12 protein-coding genes are annotated in these 16,940 nt (G+C 27.9%); 8 read left to right on the top strand and 4 right to left on the bottom strand.

Annotated features, from left to right (window positions below; all coding sequences use genetic code 11):
• The 8 genes from mutL (at nt 1) to smc (ending at nt 12,698) form a co-directional block, all read left to right on the top strand.
• Nucleotides 1-2,061 carry a DNA mismatch repair endonuclease MutL gene (gene mutL / locus H612_RS0106865; RefSeq protein ID WP_027130772.1) on the top strand — a complete coding sequence of 687 codons (2,061 nt, stop codon included), beginning with the start codon at nt 1-3 and terminating at the stop codon, nt 2,059-2,061.
• 9 nt (nt 2,062-2,070) lie between these two features.
• Nucleotides 2,071-2,982: a tRNA (adenosine(37)-N6)-dimethylallyltransferase MiaA gene (miaA, locus tag H612_RS0106860; RefSeq protein WP_027130771.1), complete on the top strand. Its 912-nt coding sequence runs from the start codon at nt 2,071-2,073 to the stop codon at nt 2,980-2,982.
• A gap of 415 nt (nt 2,983-3,397) precedes the next feature.
• Complete coding sequence (locus tag H612_RS0106855; protein WP_027130770.1) at nt 3,398-4,174, top strand: PhzF family phenazine biosynthesis protein; 777 nt, start codon at nt 3,398-3,400, stop codon at nt 4,172-4,174.
• Between the two features lie 219 nt (nt 4,175-4,393).
• Entirely contained in the window at nt 4,394-5,197 is an 804-nt protein-coding gene (locus H612_RS0106850) for a regulatory protein RecX (protein ID WP_245570462.1), read from the top strand.
• Between the two features lie 12 nt (nt 5,198-5,209).
• Complete coding sequence (gene lepA / locus H612_RS0106845) at nt 5,210-7,027, top strand: translation elongation factor 4 (protein ID WP_027130768.1); 1,818 nt, start codon at nt 5,210-5,212, stop codon at nt 7,025-7,027.
• On the top strand, nt 7,027-8,160 hold the full coding sequence (hemW, locus tag H612_RS0106840; RefSeq protein ID WP_027130767.1) for a radical SAM family heme chaperone HemW: 1,134 nt from the start codon (nt 7,027-7,029) through the stop codon (nt 8,158-8,160). Before lepA ends, hemW begins: the two co-directional genes overlap by 1 nt.
• Before the next feature lie 194 nt (nt 8,161-8,354).
• The gene (gene rnc, locus H612_RS0106835) at nt 8,355-9,065 is read left to right on the top strand and encodes a ribonuclease III (RefSeq protein WP_027130766.1); all 711 of its coding nucleotides are present in this window, start codon (nt 8,355-8,357) and stop codon (nt 9,063-9,065) included.
• Nucleotides 9,066-9,146: 81 nt separating this feature from the next.
• Nucleotides 9,147-12,698 carry a chromosome segregation protein SMC gene (smc, locus tag H612_RS0106830; protein ID WP_027130765.1) on the top strand — a complete coding sequence of 1,184 codons (3,552 nt, stop codon included), beginning with the start codon at nt 9,147-9,149 and terminating at the stop codon, nt 12,696-12,698.
• Between the two features lie 146 nt (nt 12,699-12,844).
• Here the strand turns inward: smc and H612_RS0106825 are convergent, their stop codons facing one another.
• The 4 genes from H612_RS0106825 to H612_RS0106810 form a co-directional block, all read right to left on the bottom strand.
• On the bottom strand, nt 12,845-13,765 hold the full coding sequence (locus H612_RS0106825) for a TDT family transporter (RefSeq protein ID WP_027130764.1): 921 nt from the start codon (nt 13,763-13,765) through the stop codon (nt 12,845-12,847).
• A 182-nt stretch (nt 13,766-13,947) separates the two neighbouring features.
• Nucleotides 13,948-14,892 (bottom strand): metal ABC transporter substrate-binding protein, encoded by a 945-nt coding sequence (locus tag H612_RS0106820; protein WP_027130763.1) that lies wholly within the window; start codon nt 14,890-14,892, stop codon nt 13,948-13,950.
• A gap of 88 nt (nt 14,893-14,980) precedes the next feature.
• Nucleotides 14,981-15,817 carry a metal ABC transporter permease gene (locus tag H612_RS0106815; RefSeq protein WP_035500442.1) on the bottom strand — a complete coding sequence of 279 codons (837 nt, stop codon included), beginning with the start codon at nt 15,815-15,817 and terminating at the stop codon, nt 14,981-14,983.
• The gene (locus H612_RS0106810) at nt 15,810-16,538 is read right to left on the bottom strand and encodes a metal ABC transporter ATP-binding protein (RefSeq protein ID WP_035500440.1); all 729 of its coding nucleotides are present in this window, start codon (nt 16,536-16,538) and stop codon (nt 15,810-15,812) included. Before H612_RS0106810 ends, H612_RS0106815 begins: the two co-directional genes overlap by 8 nt.
• Between the last annotated feature and the right edge of the window lie 402 nt (nt 16,539-16,940).

Below are 16,940 nucleotides of genomic sequence, written 5' to 3'. Positions count from 1 at the left end.
ATGGGAAAAATAAATATACTATCTGCTGAATTATCAAATAAGATAGCAGCAGGAGAGGTTGTCGAAAGACCATCTTCTGTTGTAAAAGAATTGTTGGAAAATTCTATTGATGCTGGAAGTACAAATATAAAAATTATAATTAAAGAATTTGGTATTAAACAAATTAGAATAATAGATAATGGAAGTGGCATATCTAATGATGATTTAGAAAAGGCATTTTTGAGACATGCAACTAGTAAAATTAATACAGATTATGATTTATTTCATATAGAAACACTCGGCTTTAGAGGTGAGGCTTTGGCGAGTATTTCTTCTGTTAGTCGAGTTATAATAAAAAGTTGCAGCGGAGAAAAACAAGGGAAAATGTTAACATTAGAAGCTGGAAAAGTGATAAAAGATGAGTTCTATGCACCAATAAAAGGAACAGATATAAGTGTAGAGAATTTATTTTATAATACCCCTGCTAGGTTGAAATATTTGAGAAATCCACATACAGAGCAAGCAAATATAATGAATGTGATTAATAAATTTGCTTTGTCTTATCCGTTTGTAGCGTTTGAAGTTCACGTTGATGGAAAAATAGTTTTAAAAACATATGGTGATGGAGATGTGCATAAAATAATCTCTAAAATATATAATATGGGTGTTGCTAAAAATATGATAGAATTTTCTGGTAGTAATGATGACTATAATATTCGTGGCTATATGTCTGTTCCAGAAGAAACTCGTGCTAGCAAAAATTACATAAATATTTTTATTAACGGCCGCTACATTAAAAACTATATTATTCAAAATTCGGTAGTTGATGCGTATGGAACATTTTTAATGAAAAATCGATATCCACTTTGTATTATTAATATAGAAATGAATCCAATACTTCTTGATGTTAATGTTCATCCGACAAAACAAGAGGTAAGGTTATCTAAGGAAGCAGAGTTAGTTTCATTGATAAAAAAGGTTATAACTGAACGTTTGACAAATTACACTTATATTCCGCAAGGAATGAATAATGTTCTTACTAAAAAAGAAAAAGAAAGAGTAGAAAAACTAAACTTCTTAGATGATTTGGATAGTAAATTTGTAATTAGAGAAGACGATTTTGTATTTGGAGATAATAAGAGAAGTGTTGTAGAAAATAATTATAGAACAGATTCAATATTAAAAAACACTTTGCAAAAAGCTGAAAAATCATATTTTTCAGATGAGAAAAAAATACAAGACTATGATGGTAATCAAGGTGAAACTTCAAAATTTATAAACAATAATTTAAATACTTCAAAAAGTGATTTACCGAATTTAAAATTTTCTACTAATCCAAAAGAGATGCGAAATAAGTTTGCTTATGGAGAAAAAATAAATAAGCGAGAGATTGAAAATTTTATGAATTTTTCTAAAAGAGAAGATGCAATTCACATAGAAGATGGTTTAGGTATAGAATTGGAAAATAGTATAAAAAATTTTGAAGATAGCACAAAAGTAAAAATATTACCAGATTTGAAAGTTCTTGCACAAGTATTTAAAACATACATACTCTCAGAGGCAGATAATAAACTATTTCTAATAGATCAACATGCAGCAGCAGAGCGATATAATTATGAAAAACTTAAAAGAGAATTTAATGAAAAAGTTAATTATAAACAGCAACTTCTTGTACCATTAATGTTTGACTTTTCAGTAGAGGAAGCGGCAGAAATAAAAAATAATTTAGAAAAATTTTTAGAATTAGGAATTGTGTTTGAAGAATTTGGAGGTAATTCGTATGTAGTTCGAGAATTTCCTCTTTGGGCGAGTGATGATAGTGAGGAGATAATAAAAACTATTGTTAACAAAGTTTTAGATAATAAAAAGATAACTCTTGTCGAACTTCGTAATGATGCAATAGCTATGGCTAGTTGTAAAATGTCAATAAAAGCTAATCAAATTTTAAATGAAGTAGAGATGAATAAAGTGATTAGCGATTTATATAAATGTGAAAATCCATTTACTTGTCCACATGGACGCCCAATTATAACAAAGATGGATAAAAAAGATCTAGAAAAAATGTTTAAGAGAATTGTATAGGTGTGGTATATGAAAAAAATTCCTCTAATAGTAATAGTAGGACCAACTGCAGTTGGAAAAACAAATTTAAGCATAGAACTTGCTAAAAAATTTAATTGTGAAATTATTTCAATAGATAGTGTTCAAATTTACAAAAAATTTGACGTAGGTTCAGCAAAAATAAAAAAAGAAGAAATGGGTGGAGTAGTTCATCATTTGATTGATGAATTAGAACCTGATGATAATTGTTCAGTTTATGATTTTCAGAAAATGGCACGTAACAAAATAGAGGATATTTATTCTAGAGGGAAAATTCCTTTGTTAATAGGAGGAACTGGATTTTATATGAATGCGGTCTTGAACAATTATAAATTTAGCGACTTAGAAGAAAAAATTTATGATGTAGATGTAGATATGGCAAAAAATTATTTAAGAGAAAATTATTTAGATACATATAATAATATTGATTTAGAAAATCGTCGCCGAGTTATTAATGCATATAATTATGTAATTAATGAGAAAAAATCAATTATGGAAAATAATAACGGAGATAAAATATTGGAAAAATATAATCCATATTTAATTGTATTAAATACAGATAGAGAAGTTTTATATAGTCGGATTAATAAACGAGTAAAACTTATGTTTGAACAAGGTCTTGAAGGGGAGGTAAGGAATATAATTTCTGAATACGGAACCAATCTTCAAGCCTTAGGTGCAATAGGATATAAAGAAATGTTACCATATTTAACAGGTGAAGTAACAAAGAAGAGTACAATAGAAAAAATATCACAAAATTCAAGGAGATATGCTAAACGTCAATTAACATGGTTTAGAAATAAAATGAATGGAGTTTGGTATGATGTGCAAGATGAAAATTTTTTAAGTAAAGTAGAAAATGATATAAAAAAGAATTTAGGGGATAGTATTATTAAATCATAGTGGTTTTGGGAGCGATTCAAAAATCATAAATTGTTGATAATAGTTATACTGAAGAGAAAAGTTACGGATAGCGTATTCAATAAAAACTTAATTTTTAACGAATATCATGAGAAAAAAATCTTAGTTTTTATTACCTATCACTTTTGTAGATCTTCCCTATATAGTTTACCAGATATCAAGAAAGATTTAGTAAAAAGAATTTTGTAATCAATAAATCACTTGCATTGTAGGTTAACTTGCAAAGAAGAGTGTAGGTTATTAGAATCATTACGCACAGCATATGAAAGGGTATACCATGCAGTAAGATACAAACCTAAATGAAAATTTATTGGTCAGCCCAATTACTATTTACATAATGGTTTTAATGTATATAATTTTTCATGATTAAAAAAATATAGGAGGGTGATTGATATTTATGAGGCAATATATTGTTGATGCTTTTGCAGATAAGATATTTTCAGGTAATCCGGCAGCGGTTTGCGTTTTGGATGAAGATATTTCGGAAGATCTTATGATGAAAATTACAAGAGAAAACAATTTATCGGAAACTGCTTTTGCAGTAAAGATTGGTGAAGAAAAATATGATTTAAGGTGGTTTACTCCAGGTGGAGAAATAGATCTTTGTGGTCATGCAACACTCGGGGCAGCATATGTAATTATGAATTATTATGAACCAAAATTAACAAAAGTAAAATTTAAAACAATGAGCGGAGAACTCGTTGTAGTAAAAAAAGATAACTTATATGAAATGAATTTTCCAATGTACGAACTTAAAGAAGTTAAAGTTACCAACGAAATGATAGAAGCAATTGGAATTGAACCTGCTTATGCACTTTTAGGAAGAGATCTTGTTTGTGTGTTTGATAATGAAGAGGATATATGGAAGATAACTCCTGATCTTGATAAAGTAAAAAAATTAGAAGGGCTTCTTCTTCACATAACAGCAAAGAGTAAAGAATATGATTGTGTATCAAGAACTTTTGCTCCAAAGTTAAATGTTCCAGAGGATCCAGTTTGTGGTTCAGGTCACTGTCATATCGCACCCTATTGGGCAAAGAGAAATGAAAAAAAAGAAATTATCGCTTATCAAGCATCAGAACGTGGTGGAGTACTTTATTGTAAGGTAAAAGAAGATAGAATTATTTTAGGTGGAAAAGTTGTATTATATGCTGAATCGAAGTTGTGGGTTTAGTAGAGTTTCCTTAATTATTATTTAAATAATTGAGTATAAAAATTTTAATAAACCATCAAACAAAATAAAAATTCTAAGCAAGAGGCTTGGAATTTTTGTTTTGTTTTCTCTTAAGTATTCACTTTTTGCTTATTTTTTGCTAAAATTAGAAAAGAATTTGGATGAATGTCATGGTGAAAATAATTATAGATGAATTATTATTAAACAAGTAGTTTTATTATGAAAGTGGGTGATTGTGTGCAAGTTACAAACATTACAAAATTAAAAGTAAAATATAAAATTGAGCTAGATAATGGGAAACATTTTTATGTATCAGAAGATACGATCTTAAAATATGGACTTATAAAAAAAATTGAATTAAGCAATGAACAACTTAAAGAAATAATTTCTCATGAAAGTATTGAAAGTGCATATAATAAAGCTGTTCATTATTTGCAGTATGGACTTAGAACAAAGCAAGATATAAGAGATTATCTTGAAAAAAAAGAAATTGTATCTGCTATTATAAACGAAGTAATAGAAAAGTTAACTCAGATAGGATATTTAAATGATGAACACTATATAGAAGCGGCAGTTATCGACTATTTTAATCTTAATCAAAAAGGTCCATATTGGATAAAAAGAAAATTGTTAGAAAAAGATTTAGATAAAAAGCTTATTGAAGAAAATATTACTAAGATATGTACAGAAGAAAAGATGATAGAAATGCTTTATAAAATAATAGAACGTGAATTTTCTGTAAGACGTGAGTCAAAAAATAAAAAAGTTCAAAAAATCACACAAAAACTTTATACAAATGGCTTTTCTTCTGATATAATAAGAAAAGTGTTTGACGTATTTTTTGAGAACTATGAAGAAGAAAGTGAAGATGATATTTTAGAAGAATATTTTAATAAAGCTTATCGAAATTATAGTAGAAGATACGAAGGTTATACACTTAGACAAAAAATTATAGAAAAACTAGTTAGAGATGGTTTTTCTTATTATACTATAAAAGATTTTTTAGAAACACAAGATTTGTAAAGGAAGAATAAAATGGATAAAAGAAACGAAAGGCAAAAGAAAATCAGAAACTTTTCTATAATCGCACATATTGATCATGGGAAGTCAACTCTTGCAGATAGAATTTTGGAGAAAACAAAAGCACTAGAACAGCGTGAAATGAAAGCACAGCTTCTTGATTCAATGGATATAGAAAGAGAAAGAGGTATTACGATAAAACTTAATGCTGTACAACTTCAATACACAGCAAAAAATGGAGAAGAGTATATTTTTCATTTGATAGATACACCGGGACACGTAGATTTTACTTATGAGGTATCACGTTCTCTTGCAGCATGTGAAGGGGCTATTTTAGTAGTTGATGCTGCTCAAGGTATAGAAGCACAAACCTTGGCTAATGTATATTTAGCGCTAGACAACAATTTGGAAATTATACCAATTATAAATAAGATAGATTTGCCAGCTGCAGATCCTGAAAAAGTGAAGACTGAAATTGAAGAAGTTATTGGACTACCTACTGACGATATAGTTTTAGCATCAGCAAAAGCGGGAATTGGAATTGATGAAATTCTTGAACAAATAGTCGAATATATTCCTGCTCCCAAAGGAGATGCTAATGAACCGTTACAAGCACTAATCTTTGACTCGCTATATGATGCATATCGAGGAGTTATCGTTTCTGTACGTATTAAAAATGGTACAGTAAAAGCTGGGGATAAAATTAAAATGATGGCGACTGGTGGAGTATTTGAAGTTACGGAAGTTGGTATTCATAATCCAAAAGAGAAGATAGTTGATGAACTTACTGCTGGAGATGTAGGATTTATTTGTGCATCCATTAAAAATGTAAGCGAAACTCGTGTAGGGGATACGATAACATTAGCAAATAATCCTGCTAAGGAAGCATTACCAGGTTATAGAAAATTAAATCCAATGGTATTTTGTGGATTATATCCAATTGATTCATCTAAGTACAATGACTTGAGAGAAGCATTAGAAAAATTAGAACTAAATGATTCAGCACTCCAATATGAAGCTGAAACTTCTCAAGCACTAGGTTTTGGATTTAGATGTGGATTTTTAGGGATGTTGCATATGGAGATTATTCAAGAGCGCATTGAGCGTGAATTTAATATTGACATTATTGCAACAGCACCATCAGTTATCTATAAAGTAGAAAAAACAGATGGTATAATGATAGACGTCTCAAATCCATCAGAAATGCCAGATCCACAAAAAATTAATAAAATTACGGAACCATTTGTTAAGGCTAGTATTATGGTGCCAAATGATTATGTTGGTGCAGTGATGGATCTTTGCCAAAAAAAACGAGGAATATTTTTAAATATGGAATATATTGATGATACAAGGGTAAACATTACTTACGATATCCCATTATCAGAAATAGTATTTGATTTCTTTGATCAACTTAAATCTAATACAAAAGGTTATGCATCATTTGACTACGAATTAACAGGTTATAAAGATAGTAATCTTGTTAAAATGGATATTCTTCTTAATGGAGAACAGGTAGATGCATTAAGTTTTATTGTCCATAGAGAATTTGCTTATCAACGCGGAAAAGTTATCGTTGAAAAATTAAAAAAACTTATACCAAAACAGCAATTCGAAATTCCTATTCAAGCAGCGATTGGAAATAAAATCATTTCTAGGGAAACTATTAAAGCCATGAGAAAAAATGTACTTGCTAAATGTTATGGTGGAGACATTAGTAGAAAACGTAAACTTTTAGAGAAACAGAAAAAAGGTAAAGAAAGAATGAAAGCAGTCGGAAGTGTAGAAGTACCTCAAGATGCCTTTATGGCTGTTTTGAAAATGGATGAAGAATAATGAGTCCATCACCTAAAGGAGTATATATTCATATTCCATTCTGTAAGTATATATGTTCATATTGTGATTTCAATAAATTTTTTATTCAAAGACAGCCAGTTGATAAATATATTGATTGCTTAACTTGTGAAATTAATAATATGCCGAATGTAAAAAATATAGAAACTATTTACATAGGTGGAGGGACACCAAGTGCATTAAATGATGAACAACTGCATAGACTACTTACCGCACTTAGAAAAAAGATTCCGCATAAATTGAATGAATTTACTTTTGAAGCAAACCCAGAAGATCTTACTCCTTCTCGGGTTGCTTTGATTAAACAATATGGTGTTGACCGAGTCAGTATGGGAGTTCAAACTTTTAACAATGAACTACTAAAGATATTAGGACGAGGTCATGTGGCAGATGATGTTGATATGGCAATTAATAATTGTAAGAGATTTGGAATTGAAAATATAAATGTAGATTTAATGTTTTCTCTACCAAAACAAACCATGGAAGATCTTTACGATAGTATGAAAAAAATAATCAATTATGATATAAGTCATGTATCGTGTTATTCTTTAATCTTAGAACAGAAAACAAAGCTATACAATCAGGTTCGTGATAAAAAAGTTATTTTACCTTCTAATGAAATGGAAGAGAAAATGTACAATCAGGTTATCACATATTTAACAAAAAATGGTTATAATCAATATGAGATTAGTAATTTTTCAAAAATAGGACATGAAAGCATACATAATAGTAATTATTGGCGAAATATGGAATATTATGGACTCGGAGCTGGAGCACATGGTTATGTAGAGGGAATTCGCTATGCTAATCAGGGTGCATTAAAATTTTATATAGATAGTATGATAGAACATGGGCATGCTGTGAGAGAAAAAAATAAAGTTACTGAAAAAGAGCAAATTGAAGAAGAAATGTTTTTAGGGTTACGTCTATTAGAGGGAATTGATTTAATAGAGTTTGAAAAGAAATATGGAAGAAAAATTGAAGAAATTTTTAGTGCTGTTATGGCTAAAAACCTAGAAGAAGGTTATTTGGAAATAGTAGATAATAAACTACGATTAACTAAAAAAGGATTATTTTATGGAAATGAGGTCTTTTCAGAATTTTTATTAGACTAGTTTGAAAAATATTTTTATTAAGATAGATGACTTAATTTGTTGATACGATGTAGTCGGAGAGTACTATCTGAAAAAATAGTTCTCTCTTTTCTATTTATATTTAAAAATATAAGTTTAATTTTAAAAAAATTGAAAGTAGATATTTGATAAATCTAGGAAGACAATATATGTGATTATGAAAGGAGGAGACAGCTATGGAAAAGAAAAATATTGAGAAATTATTAAATAAATTAAATAATGATTTTGGCTTTAATTTAAAATATAGTGATAATTTTAAAATGGCTTTTTGTCATTCTTCATATGCAAATGAAAAAAGGATAGCGAAACATTTGAATTATGAACGTCTAGAATTTTTAGGAGATGCTGTAGTCGAACTTACTACAAGTGAGTTTTTATTTAAAAAATTTTCTGAATTATCAGAAGGAGAACTTACTAAACTTCGTGCTTCTATAGTTTGTGAAAAAACTCTAGTGAAATATGCTTTGCTGCTAAAGTTGGATAAATGTATTTTCTTAGGAAAAGGTGAGGAGAAAATGGGAGGACGAAGTCGTGCAGCACTTCTTGCGGATATTTTTGAATCATTTACAGGAGCACTGTACCTAGAAACAAATCTAGAAACTGTGAAAATATTTTTAAATAATACACTATTTACAGAAGTAAAAGATTTAGAATATCACACTTTTGTGGATTATAAAACTATACTTCAAGAATTTGTTTCAAAAATAAAGCTCGGGAATATTGAATATCAAGTTTTAGATTCGACAGGTCCGTCACACTTAAAAACTTTTACTAGTGGAGTCGTAATTGATGGTAAACTATACGGAAGCGGTAGTGCCACTACCAAAAAAGAATCAGAACAACTTTCAGCTAAAGAAGCACTGGAGAAGCTAGGATATAAAGATTAATAATTATTTATAAGTATGTATGAATATTTTATAGAAAGTATTAGGAAAGATTAAAAATAAATTTCAGAAAGGAGCATCATAATGAAATTATCAAAAGTTGAAGTTACGGGTTTTAAATCTTTTCAAAAAAAGACCACTTTCGAGTTTAAGAATAATTTAATAGGTGTAGTAGGACCAAATGGTTCGGGAAAAAGTAATATAATTGATGCTATTAGGTGGGTATTAGGGGAACAGTCTGCCAAAAATCTGCGTGGTAGTAGCATGAAAGATGTTATCTTTTCAGGGACTGAAGATGCAAAGAAGAAAAATTTTGCTGAGGTGGCAGTTACTTTTACTAGTGGAGAAGAAAATTGCGAAGTAAAACGTCGTCTTTATAGAAATGGAGATAGTGAATATTTTATAGATAATAAAAGAGCAAAGTTGAAAGATATAACAAATTTATATTTGGATTTTGGCATCAACAAAGAAAGCTACAGTATTATTACACAAGGGAAAGTTGAAGATATAATTTCTTCAAAACCTGTGGATAGACGAGCAATTATTGAAGAAGCATCAGGTGTTTTAAAATATAAAAATAAAAAGAAAGAAACTAATGCAAAATTAGAAAAAACTAATGACAATCTAACTCGTCTAAATGATATATTTTCAGAAATTTCTGCAAGATATGAAGCTTTGGAAGAGCAAAAAAATAAGACGTTAAAATATCTTGATTATACTAAAGAACTTGAAGAAAAGGATATTTTAATCAGTGTTTATAACATTTCTGAATATCAAAAGAATTTGGAAGTTCTACTAGCTGAAAAAAAAATAAAACAACAAGAAAAGGAGAATCTTGAACTAAAACAAGAAGGATTAATAAAAGAATTAGAAATTATAAAAAATAATTTAATAGCTTTAGATAGAACATATTTAAAATATCATGACGAAGAATTAGAATTAGTTCAGAAAAAAGAAGGGTTGCAATCTGAGTTAAATGTAATAGAAGAAAGAAAGAATAACAGAACACTTCGTAGTGAAAAATTACAAGAAGATACAGAATATCAACTCATAAGAAAAAATAATTTATTAGAAAAAATAAAAGAGAGAGAAAAATCTTTTAGAGAACAAAAAGAAAAGATTCAAAATATAATAAAAGAAATAAATTTGTTAGAAAAAGATGAATCTTATAATCTTGAAATAATAGAAGAAAACATAGAAGATTTAAAAGATAAATACTATAATCTAATAAATGAAGAAACAAAGCTAGAAAATAGTATTGAATTTGCACGAAAGAATTTTAAAAATGCAGATAATAATTACAAACAGTTGTTAGAAAGTATTGAAAAACAAAAAAATCTATTTAATAATAGAAAATCTGATTTAGGGAAATTAGATAAAGAAAAAAAAGATTTAATAACGTATTTAAGTACTAGTGAAGAAAAAATTTCTAAGTTATTAGAAAAAAATATTACATTGATATCACAAGAAAAAAATATAGAAGAACAGCTTAGAACAGGATATAATTTTCAAAATAATTTAGAAAACCGAAAAAAATTTTTAGACGATCAAATAAACAATCTTAGTTTTTATAATGTAGGTGTAAAGGAAATTTTGGCGAATAAACAAACATTAGTAGGAGTTCACAACAGTGTTGCTAACATTATTTCGTTTAGTAATGAATATGCTGTTTCTTTAGATATTGCACTTGGTCAAGCACAACAAAATATTATTGTAGAAAATGAAAAAGTTGCTAAAAATTGTATTGAGCATTTAAAGAAAACTAATAAAGGCCGAGTGACGTTTTTACCATTAAATAATATAAAACCTAGGGTAATTGCAAGTGATATTTACAATATATTAATGAAAGAAAAAGGATTTATTAATATTGCAGAAAATTTGGTAAAAGTGGACGATGCCTATAGAAATATTGTTTCTCATCTCTTAGGATTAATTATTGTTGTTGATAATGTGGATAATGCTAATCGCATTGCCAAAAATATTAATTTTAGAAATCGTATTATAACATTAGATGGACAAGTTATTAATAGTGGTGGTTCTATTACTGGTGGAGCTATTAACAAAAATAATAATTCTTCTATAAAACATAAAGCAGAACTAGATGAATTAATTATTAATTTGGAAAAAGTAAATGATAAAATAAATACTTTACTAGATGAACAAGAAAAAATAAATTATCAAAATAAAGAAATTGTTGAACAAGTAGAAGACGAAAAACTAAGTAAAGAGAATTTGTCATTACGAATTAAAGAGTTGGAATTAGAAGAAACACATCAAAATACAGAGTTAGAAAATTTAAAATTGAATATATCGCAAAATGAAAAAAGATTAGAAGAATATCAAAATGTAGATAATAATTTTGAGGATATTGATAAACTAGTTAATAATTTAGAAAAAGTTCGTGCAGAATTGAGTGATTTAGATAAGCAAATAAAAGAGGAAAGTAATAAAAAACAAACTGCACAGTCAAAAGAGGAAATATTTTTAGAAAAAATTGCAGATTTAAAAATAGAAAAATCAAAATTAGAAGAGATAATAAAACATACAGAAGAAACTATTTCTAACCTAGAAACAGATTTGAATGACGTGAATATTCAATTAGAGAAATTACAAACATCCAAAAATATGGAAGAATTAAGTGGAGAAGATGAAAAACAAATTCTTACAAATAATATTAAACTAATAGCAGAACACAGTAAAAGATTACAAACATTAAAAACTTTACTGTCAGATTTAGATTTTGAAAAAACAGGTTTATTTAAAAAAGAAAAGGAAATAACAAAAGAACAGCAAAGTAATAATGAGAATTTACGACAAAAAATTTCTGATTTTGAAAAATTAGCAATTTCTCAAACAAAAGTTGAAGTTAAGATTGATGAGTATTTAGAGAATTTAATTACTGATTATAGTGTAACATACGAAAGTGTAGAGCATAAATTAACAGAGGAAGAAAGAAAAAATATTTCTCGCTATAAAACTGAAGTGGTAGCTTTGCGTAAACAAATATTAGATCTAGGGAATGTAAATTTAAATGCTGTTGAAGAGTTTTTAGAAACAGAAGAGAGATATAATTTTTATAACGAACAAATTACAGATTTAATAGAAGCTAAAGTGAAGTTAGAACAAACTATTTCAGAGATAGATAAAGAAGTTAAAGAAAGATTTTTAGAAACTTTTGTTCAGGTGGCTGAAAACTTCAATCAAATATTTAAACAATTATTTAAGGGTGGATATGCAGATATGACTTTGGAATCTCCAAATGACATTTTGAATACAGGAATTATTATCGAAGCCTCACCACCAGGGAAGAAACTTCAAAACTTAACTTTGTTATCAGGTGGAGAAAAATCTTTAACAGCAATCAGTTTGTTATTTGCAATATTGAAAGTAAAAAAACCACCATTTGTTGTACTTGACGAGGTGGAAGCTGCACTTGATGAAGAAAATGTAAATAGATTTTCTAAATTTTTAAGAGTTTATTCAAAAGATAATCAGTTTTTAGTCATAACACACCGTAGAGGAACTATGGAAGCTATGGACACGCTTTACGGTATTACGATGCAGGAAAAAGGAATAAGTTATGTCTTAGAATTGGAATTAAAAGATATCATAGAAAACTTTGATAATATAAATTAGCTTTAAACTTTCGTGGAGTAAAGCATATATAAAATAAAGATTTTATGTGAATTTTAATTCCCACAAAACATAACCTATTTATTTGAAGTTCCCATTCTACATGCAAATTCTACTGCACTTAATGTAATAAAAGCAAGAGCTATATTTTAAGCTCTTGCTTTTATTATTATATCTTTTAGATAGCAAAAATAAATATAAATAACAATAATAACAGCGAGACTTTCGTTAAGATAAATACTTATTTTTAAGATAGGAAAGGTATCTAATTGATAGAAAATGCTTACTTTTTGAAATGCTATAGCACATATGACCAAAGGAAAGGTGAATGCAGAGAAGCTAGGATAAAATCTTCTATTAAGCAAAAACGGTAGCTGAATTAAGACAAAAATATAAAATATACAAGCTAATATCAACAGAATATTTATAATTAAAATGCTTTTGTCAGTTATTCCAATCATATAACTTGCTAAAAGTAGTCCACCTGGTGCAGCGAATACAGTTAATGTAGGTAAATCACCTGGTGTTAATCTTCCATAAATATAAACTCGGTATAGTACCAAAGGAATAAGAACTATATAATTAATAAATGAGAAGAAGAAAAAAATTTTCCCAAGTATTTCCAGATTATAAGAAACTGCTGTTACTGTTATAACTGCTGGCCCAACAAATGAAATAAACCAAGTAGGGTAAATATACTTGATATGGTGTTTTTTTAAAATAAAATTAACAGTAACAAAGCAGACAACAAAAATATCAAGCAACATACCGATTAACCAAAGTAGAAGACTTCCCCAATAATTAAAGTGCTTTTTAAGAAAAACACTAAGTAGCATTATGCTCATAGGATAAGTTGCTAAAACTGTTGTAATAATAGGATTTTTTAATTCTATTTTTAACTTATTAGGAGATGAAATAAATTTCAAGGTGAGTAATACAATAATAACTAGCGAAAAAATACTAAAAATTATTTGAAGTACAGAACTGTATATTTGTAGTAAATTTCCCAAAGCAACGGATCCAAGAGCAAGTCCAGCTATAGGAGTAGGAATATTTTTAATTAAATTCATATAAGCTCCTTATTTTTTAATCTTATAGCTATTTTATATGATAATAAAAAAAATTTCAATATGATTGATAATTCAATTTAAAAAATAGTAAATCATCTATAAAAAGTAATTATATTACATATAACAAAAATATACCTCTTTAAATATAGAAAGAGGTATACAATTTTTTACTTAAAATATAATTATTTAGAAAGTCCTTCAGCAATCTTATCTAAATTCCATTTCATCATGTTATAGTAACTATCACCATCTTGACCTTTTTCAGCAACAGAGTCTGTAAAGATTTTAGAGTGAATAGGAATTTTAGTATCTTTAGATACAGTTTGCATTGGGCGTTCATCTACACTACTTTCAACGAAAAGTGAAGGTACTTTTGTTTTACGAAGTTTTTCAACTAAAGTTTTAATTTGTTCTGGTGTTCCTTCTTCTTCAGTATTTATTTCCCAAATATATGCAGAAGGTACATTGTATGCTTTAGAGAAATATTTAAAACATCCTTCACTAGTAACAATCATTTTTTTCTCAGCAGGTATGTTATTGAATTTTTCTTTAGCTTCTTTATCAAGTTTAGTTAATTTTTCTAAATACGATTTAAGATTTTTTTCATAGAAATCTTTATTTTTAGGATCTTTTTCAATTAATTGTTTAGCAATATTTTTGGCATAAATCATACCATTTTCAAGATTAAGCCAAGCGTGTGGATCTTCTTTACCTTTCTCATTTTTTCCTTCAAGATAAATTACATCAACACCATCACTTACAGCAAAGTAGTCTTTATTTTCTTCTTTTTTAGCATTTTTTATCAACTTAGTGAACCATGCATTACCACCATTTTCAAGATTAATTCCATTGTAGAAAATTAAATTAGCTTCTGATGTTTTTTTAACATCATCAGGAAGTGGCTCATATTCATGAGGATCTTTTCCAATAGGAACAATACTATGAAGATCAACTTTATCACCAGCAATATTTTTTGTAATGTCAGCGATAATAGAATTGGTAGCAACGACTTTTAATTTAGTTCCTTCGTTTGTATTTGTATTTGACGTATTTGACTTTTGATTAGAGCAGGCGAATAACCCAACAACTAACATAAGTATAAGTGATATAAAACCTAATTTTTTCATATTATATAGGTCCTCCTTTATTTAATAATATTTTTAAATTTTATACTAACACTCAAAAATGAAATAGGTTAGTAATATTTAGTTAAATTTATTTATGTTTAGTTTTAACAAATCCTTGCTTTGGTGCTACAAAAAAACTAATAGCAAAAACAATAGCTGAAGTTAAAACTATGCTAGAACCTGCAGCAATATTAAACGAATATCCTATAAATAATCCCAATACTGAACAAGTTGCCCCTATGGTAGAAGATAAAAATATCATTGTTTTAAGACTATTTGCATATAAATATGCAGTAGCTGCTGGAGTAATAAGCATAGCAACGATAAGAATAGTCCCCACGCTTTGCATAGCAGTAACAGAAACTAAAGTTAAAAGAATCATAAGTAGATAATGATAAAAATTAACTTTCATTCCCATGGCTTTTGCTAACAGTGGATCAAATGAAGTAATCAATAGTTCCTTAAAGAACAATTTAATAATCACAAGAACGAATACACCAACACCAATGGTAATGTACATATCTATATCTTGAACAGCAAGTATATTACCAAACAATATGTGGAAAAGATCAGTTGAACTATTGGCAACACCAATAAGAATAACTCCTAATGCAAGAAATGAACTGAATGTTATCCCAATAGCCGTATCTCCCTTGATAATGGAATTTCCTCTAATGTACGTAATAATAACAGAGGCAAATAATCCAAAAACTATAGCTCCAATAAAGAAATTAATTCCTAAAATATATGATATGGCTACTCCTGGCAAGACAGCATGTGATATTGCATCTCCCATTAAGGACATTCCTCTAAGAATGATAAAACATCCTACAGCACCAGCAACTATTCCAATAATGATAGCAGTGATAAGTGCATTTTGTAAAAAATGAAAATCATAAAGTCCATCTATGAATTCTTTAATCATTCTTTTCACCTCCAGTAACTAAAAGATCTGTACCATAGGCTTTTGTGAGATTCTCTTTTGTAAAGGTATTTTTAGTATCACCATAAGCGATAACTTTTTTATTTAAAAGAAGAACTTTATCGAAGTAGTATGAAACCTTTCTTAAATCGTGATGAACTATAAGAATGGTATGTCCTTTAGCTTTCAATTCTCTAAGTGTATTCATAATAATTTCTTCGCTAACAGAATCAATTCCTATAAAAGGTTCATCAAGGAAGATATATTCTGCTTCCTGAACTAAACATCGTGCAATTAAAACACGTTGAAATTGTCCACCAGATAGTTCACTGATTTGACGATTTGAAAATTCTTCTAATCCAACAATTTTTAGTGCATTATCCACCTTTTCCCAATGTTCTTTCTTTAGTTTATGAAATAATTTTATCTTAGGGAATAATCCTAGAGATACACATTCTTTTACCTTGATGGGGAAATGGTAGTCTATATTAATTTTTTGTTCCACATATGCAATATTATTCAAAGAATCTATAGAACTTTTATCATCAATATATGTTTTTCCGCTTGAAGGAATGATACCTAAAATAGCTTTTAATAATGTAGATTTTCCAGCACCATTAGGGCCAATAATACCTAATATGCTAGGACCTTCCATAGTTAAAGTAATATTATCAATAGCGATTGTATCTTTATAACTAACCACTAAATTTTCTATATTGATCATTCTAAAACATCCTTTCATTTTTCTACCTACATAAAAGTTTACCTTAGGAAAGAATATAAGTCAAGTAAAATTTATCTATCATTAGAGAAAAAAATGAAATAAAGAAAATAATTATGAAATATTATGTAAAAATAATGAAATTTTAAAAAAAAAGATTTTGAATTAAAGTAACTTATAAAAAAACCTACCTTACAAAAAATATTGTAAGGTAGAAATAAGGGAGTAAATATGAAAAGTCTTTATTATAAGCTAGGGAGACTTATAATAAAAGAACATATGAAGTAATATAATAATTACTTCATATGTAATTATAACAGAAGTATATACAAAAAACAAGAGAAAAATAAATTTTTTTTTAAAAAATATTAAATTTTTTTTGGAAAAATATTAATAGAAGTTTTT

It is taken from the genome of Gemella cuniculi DSM 15828, assembly GCF_000425665.1.
Taxonomy (GTDB): Bacteria; Bacillota; Bacilli; order Staphylococcales; family Gemellaceae; genus Gemella; species Gemella cuniculi.
Note: the sequence above shows the minus strand (reverse complement) of the source record. Positions and strands in the feature narration are given on the sequence as shown.

Bases quoted from the DNA above. Each gene is read 5' to 3' on its own strand.
- mutL (WP_027130772.1), top strand. From the start codon at position 1: ATGGGAAAAATAAATATACTATCTGCTGAATTATCAAATAAGATAGCA.
- miaA (WP_027130771.1), top strand. From the start codon at position 2,071: ATGAAAAAAATTCCTCTAATAGTAATAGTAGGACCAACTGCAGTTGGA.
- H612_RS0106855 (WP_027130770.1), top strand. From the start codon at position 3,398: ATGAGGCAATATATTGTTGATGCTTTTGCAGATAAGATATTTTCAGGT.
- H612_RS0106850 (WP_245570462.1), top strand. From the start codon at position 4,394: ATGAAAGTGGGTGATTGTGTGCAAGTTACAAACATTACAAAATTAAAA.
- lepA (WP_027130768.1), top strand. From the start codon at position 5,210: ATGGATAAAAGAAACGAAAGGCAAAAGAAAATCAGAAACTTTTCTATA.
- hemW (WP_027130767.1), top strand. From the start codon at position 7,027: ATGAGTCCATCACCTAAAGGAGTATATATTCATATTCCATTCTGTAAG.
- rnc (WP_027130766.1), top strand. From the start codon at position 8,355: ATGGAAAAGAAAAATATTGAGAAATTATTAAATAAATTAAATAATGAT.
- smc (WP_027130765.1), top strand. From the start codon at position 9,147: ATGAAATTATCAAAAGTTGAAGTTACGGGTTTTAAATCTTTTCAAAAA.
- H612_RS0106825 (WP_027130764.1), bottom strand. From the start codon at position 13,765: ATGAATTTAATTAAAAATATTCCTACTCCTATAGCTGGACTTGCTCTT.
- H612_RS0106820 (WP_027130763.1), bottom strand. From the start codon at position 14,892: ATGAAAAAATTAGGTTTTATATCACTTATACTTATGTTAGTTGTTGGG.
- H612_RS0106815 (WP_035500442.1), bottom strand. From the start codon at position 15,817: ATGATTAAAGAATTCATAGATGGACTTTATGATTTTCATTTTTTACAA.
- H612_RS0106810 (WP_035500440.1), bottom strand. From the start codon at position 16,538: ATGATCAATATAGAAAATTTAGTGGTTAGTTATAAAGATACAATCGCT.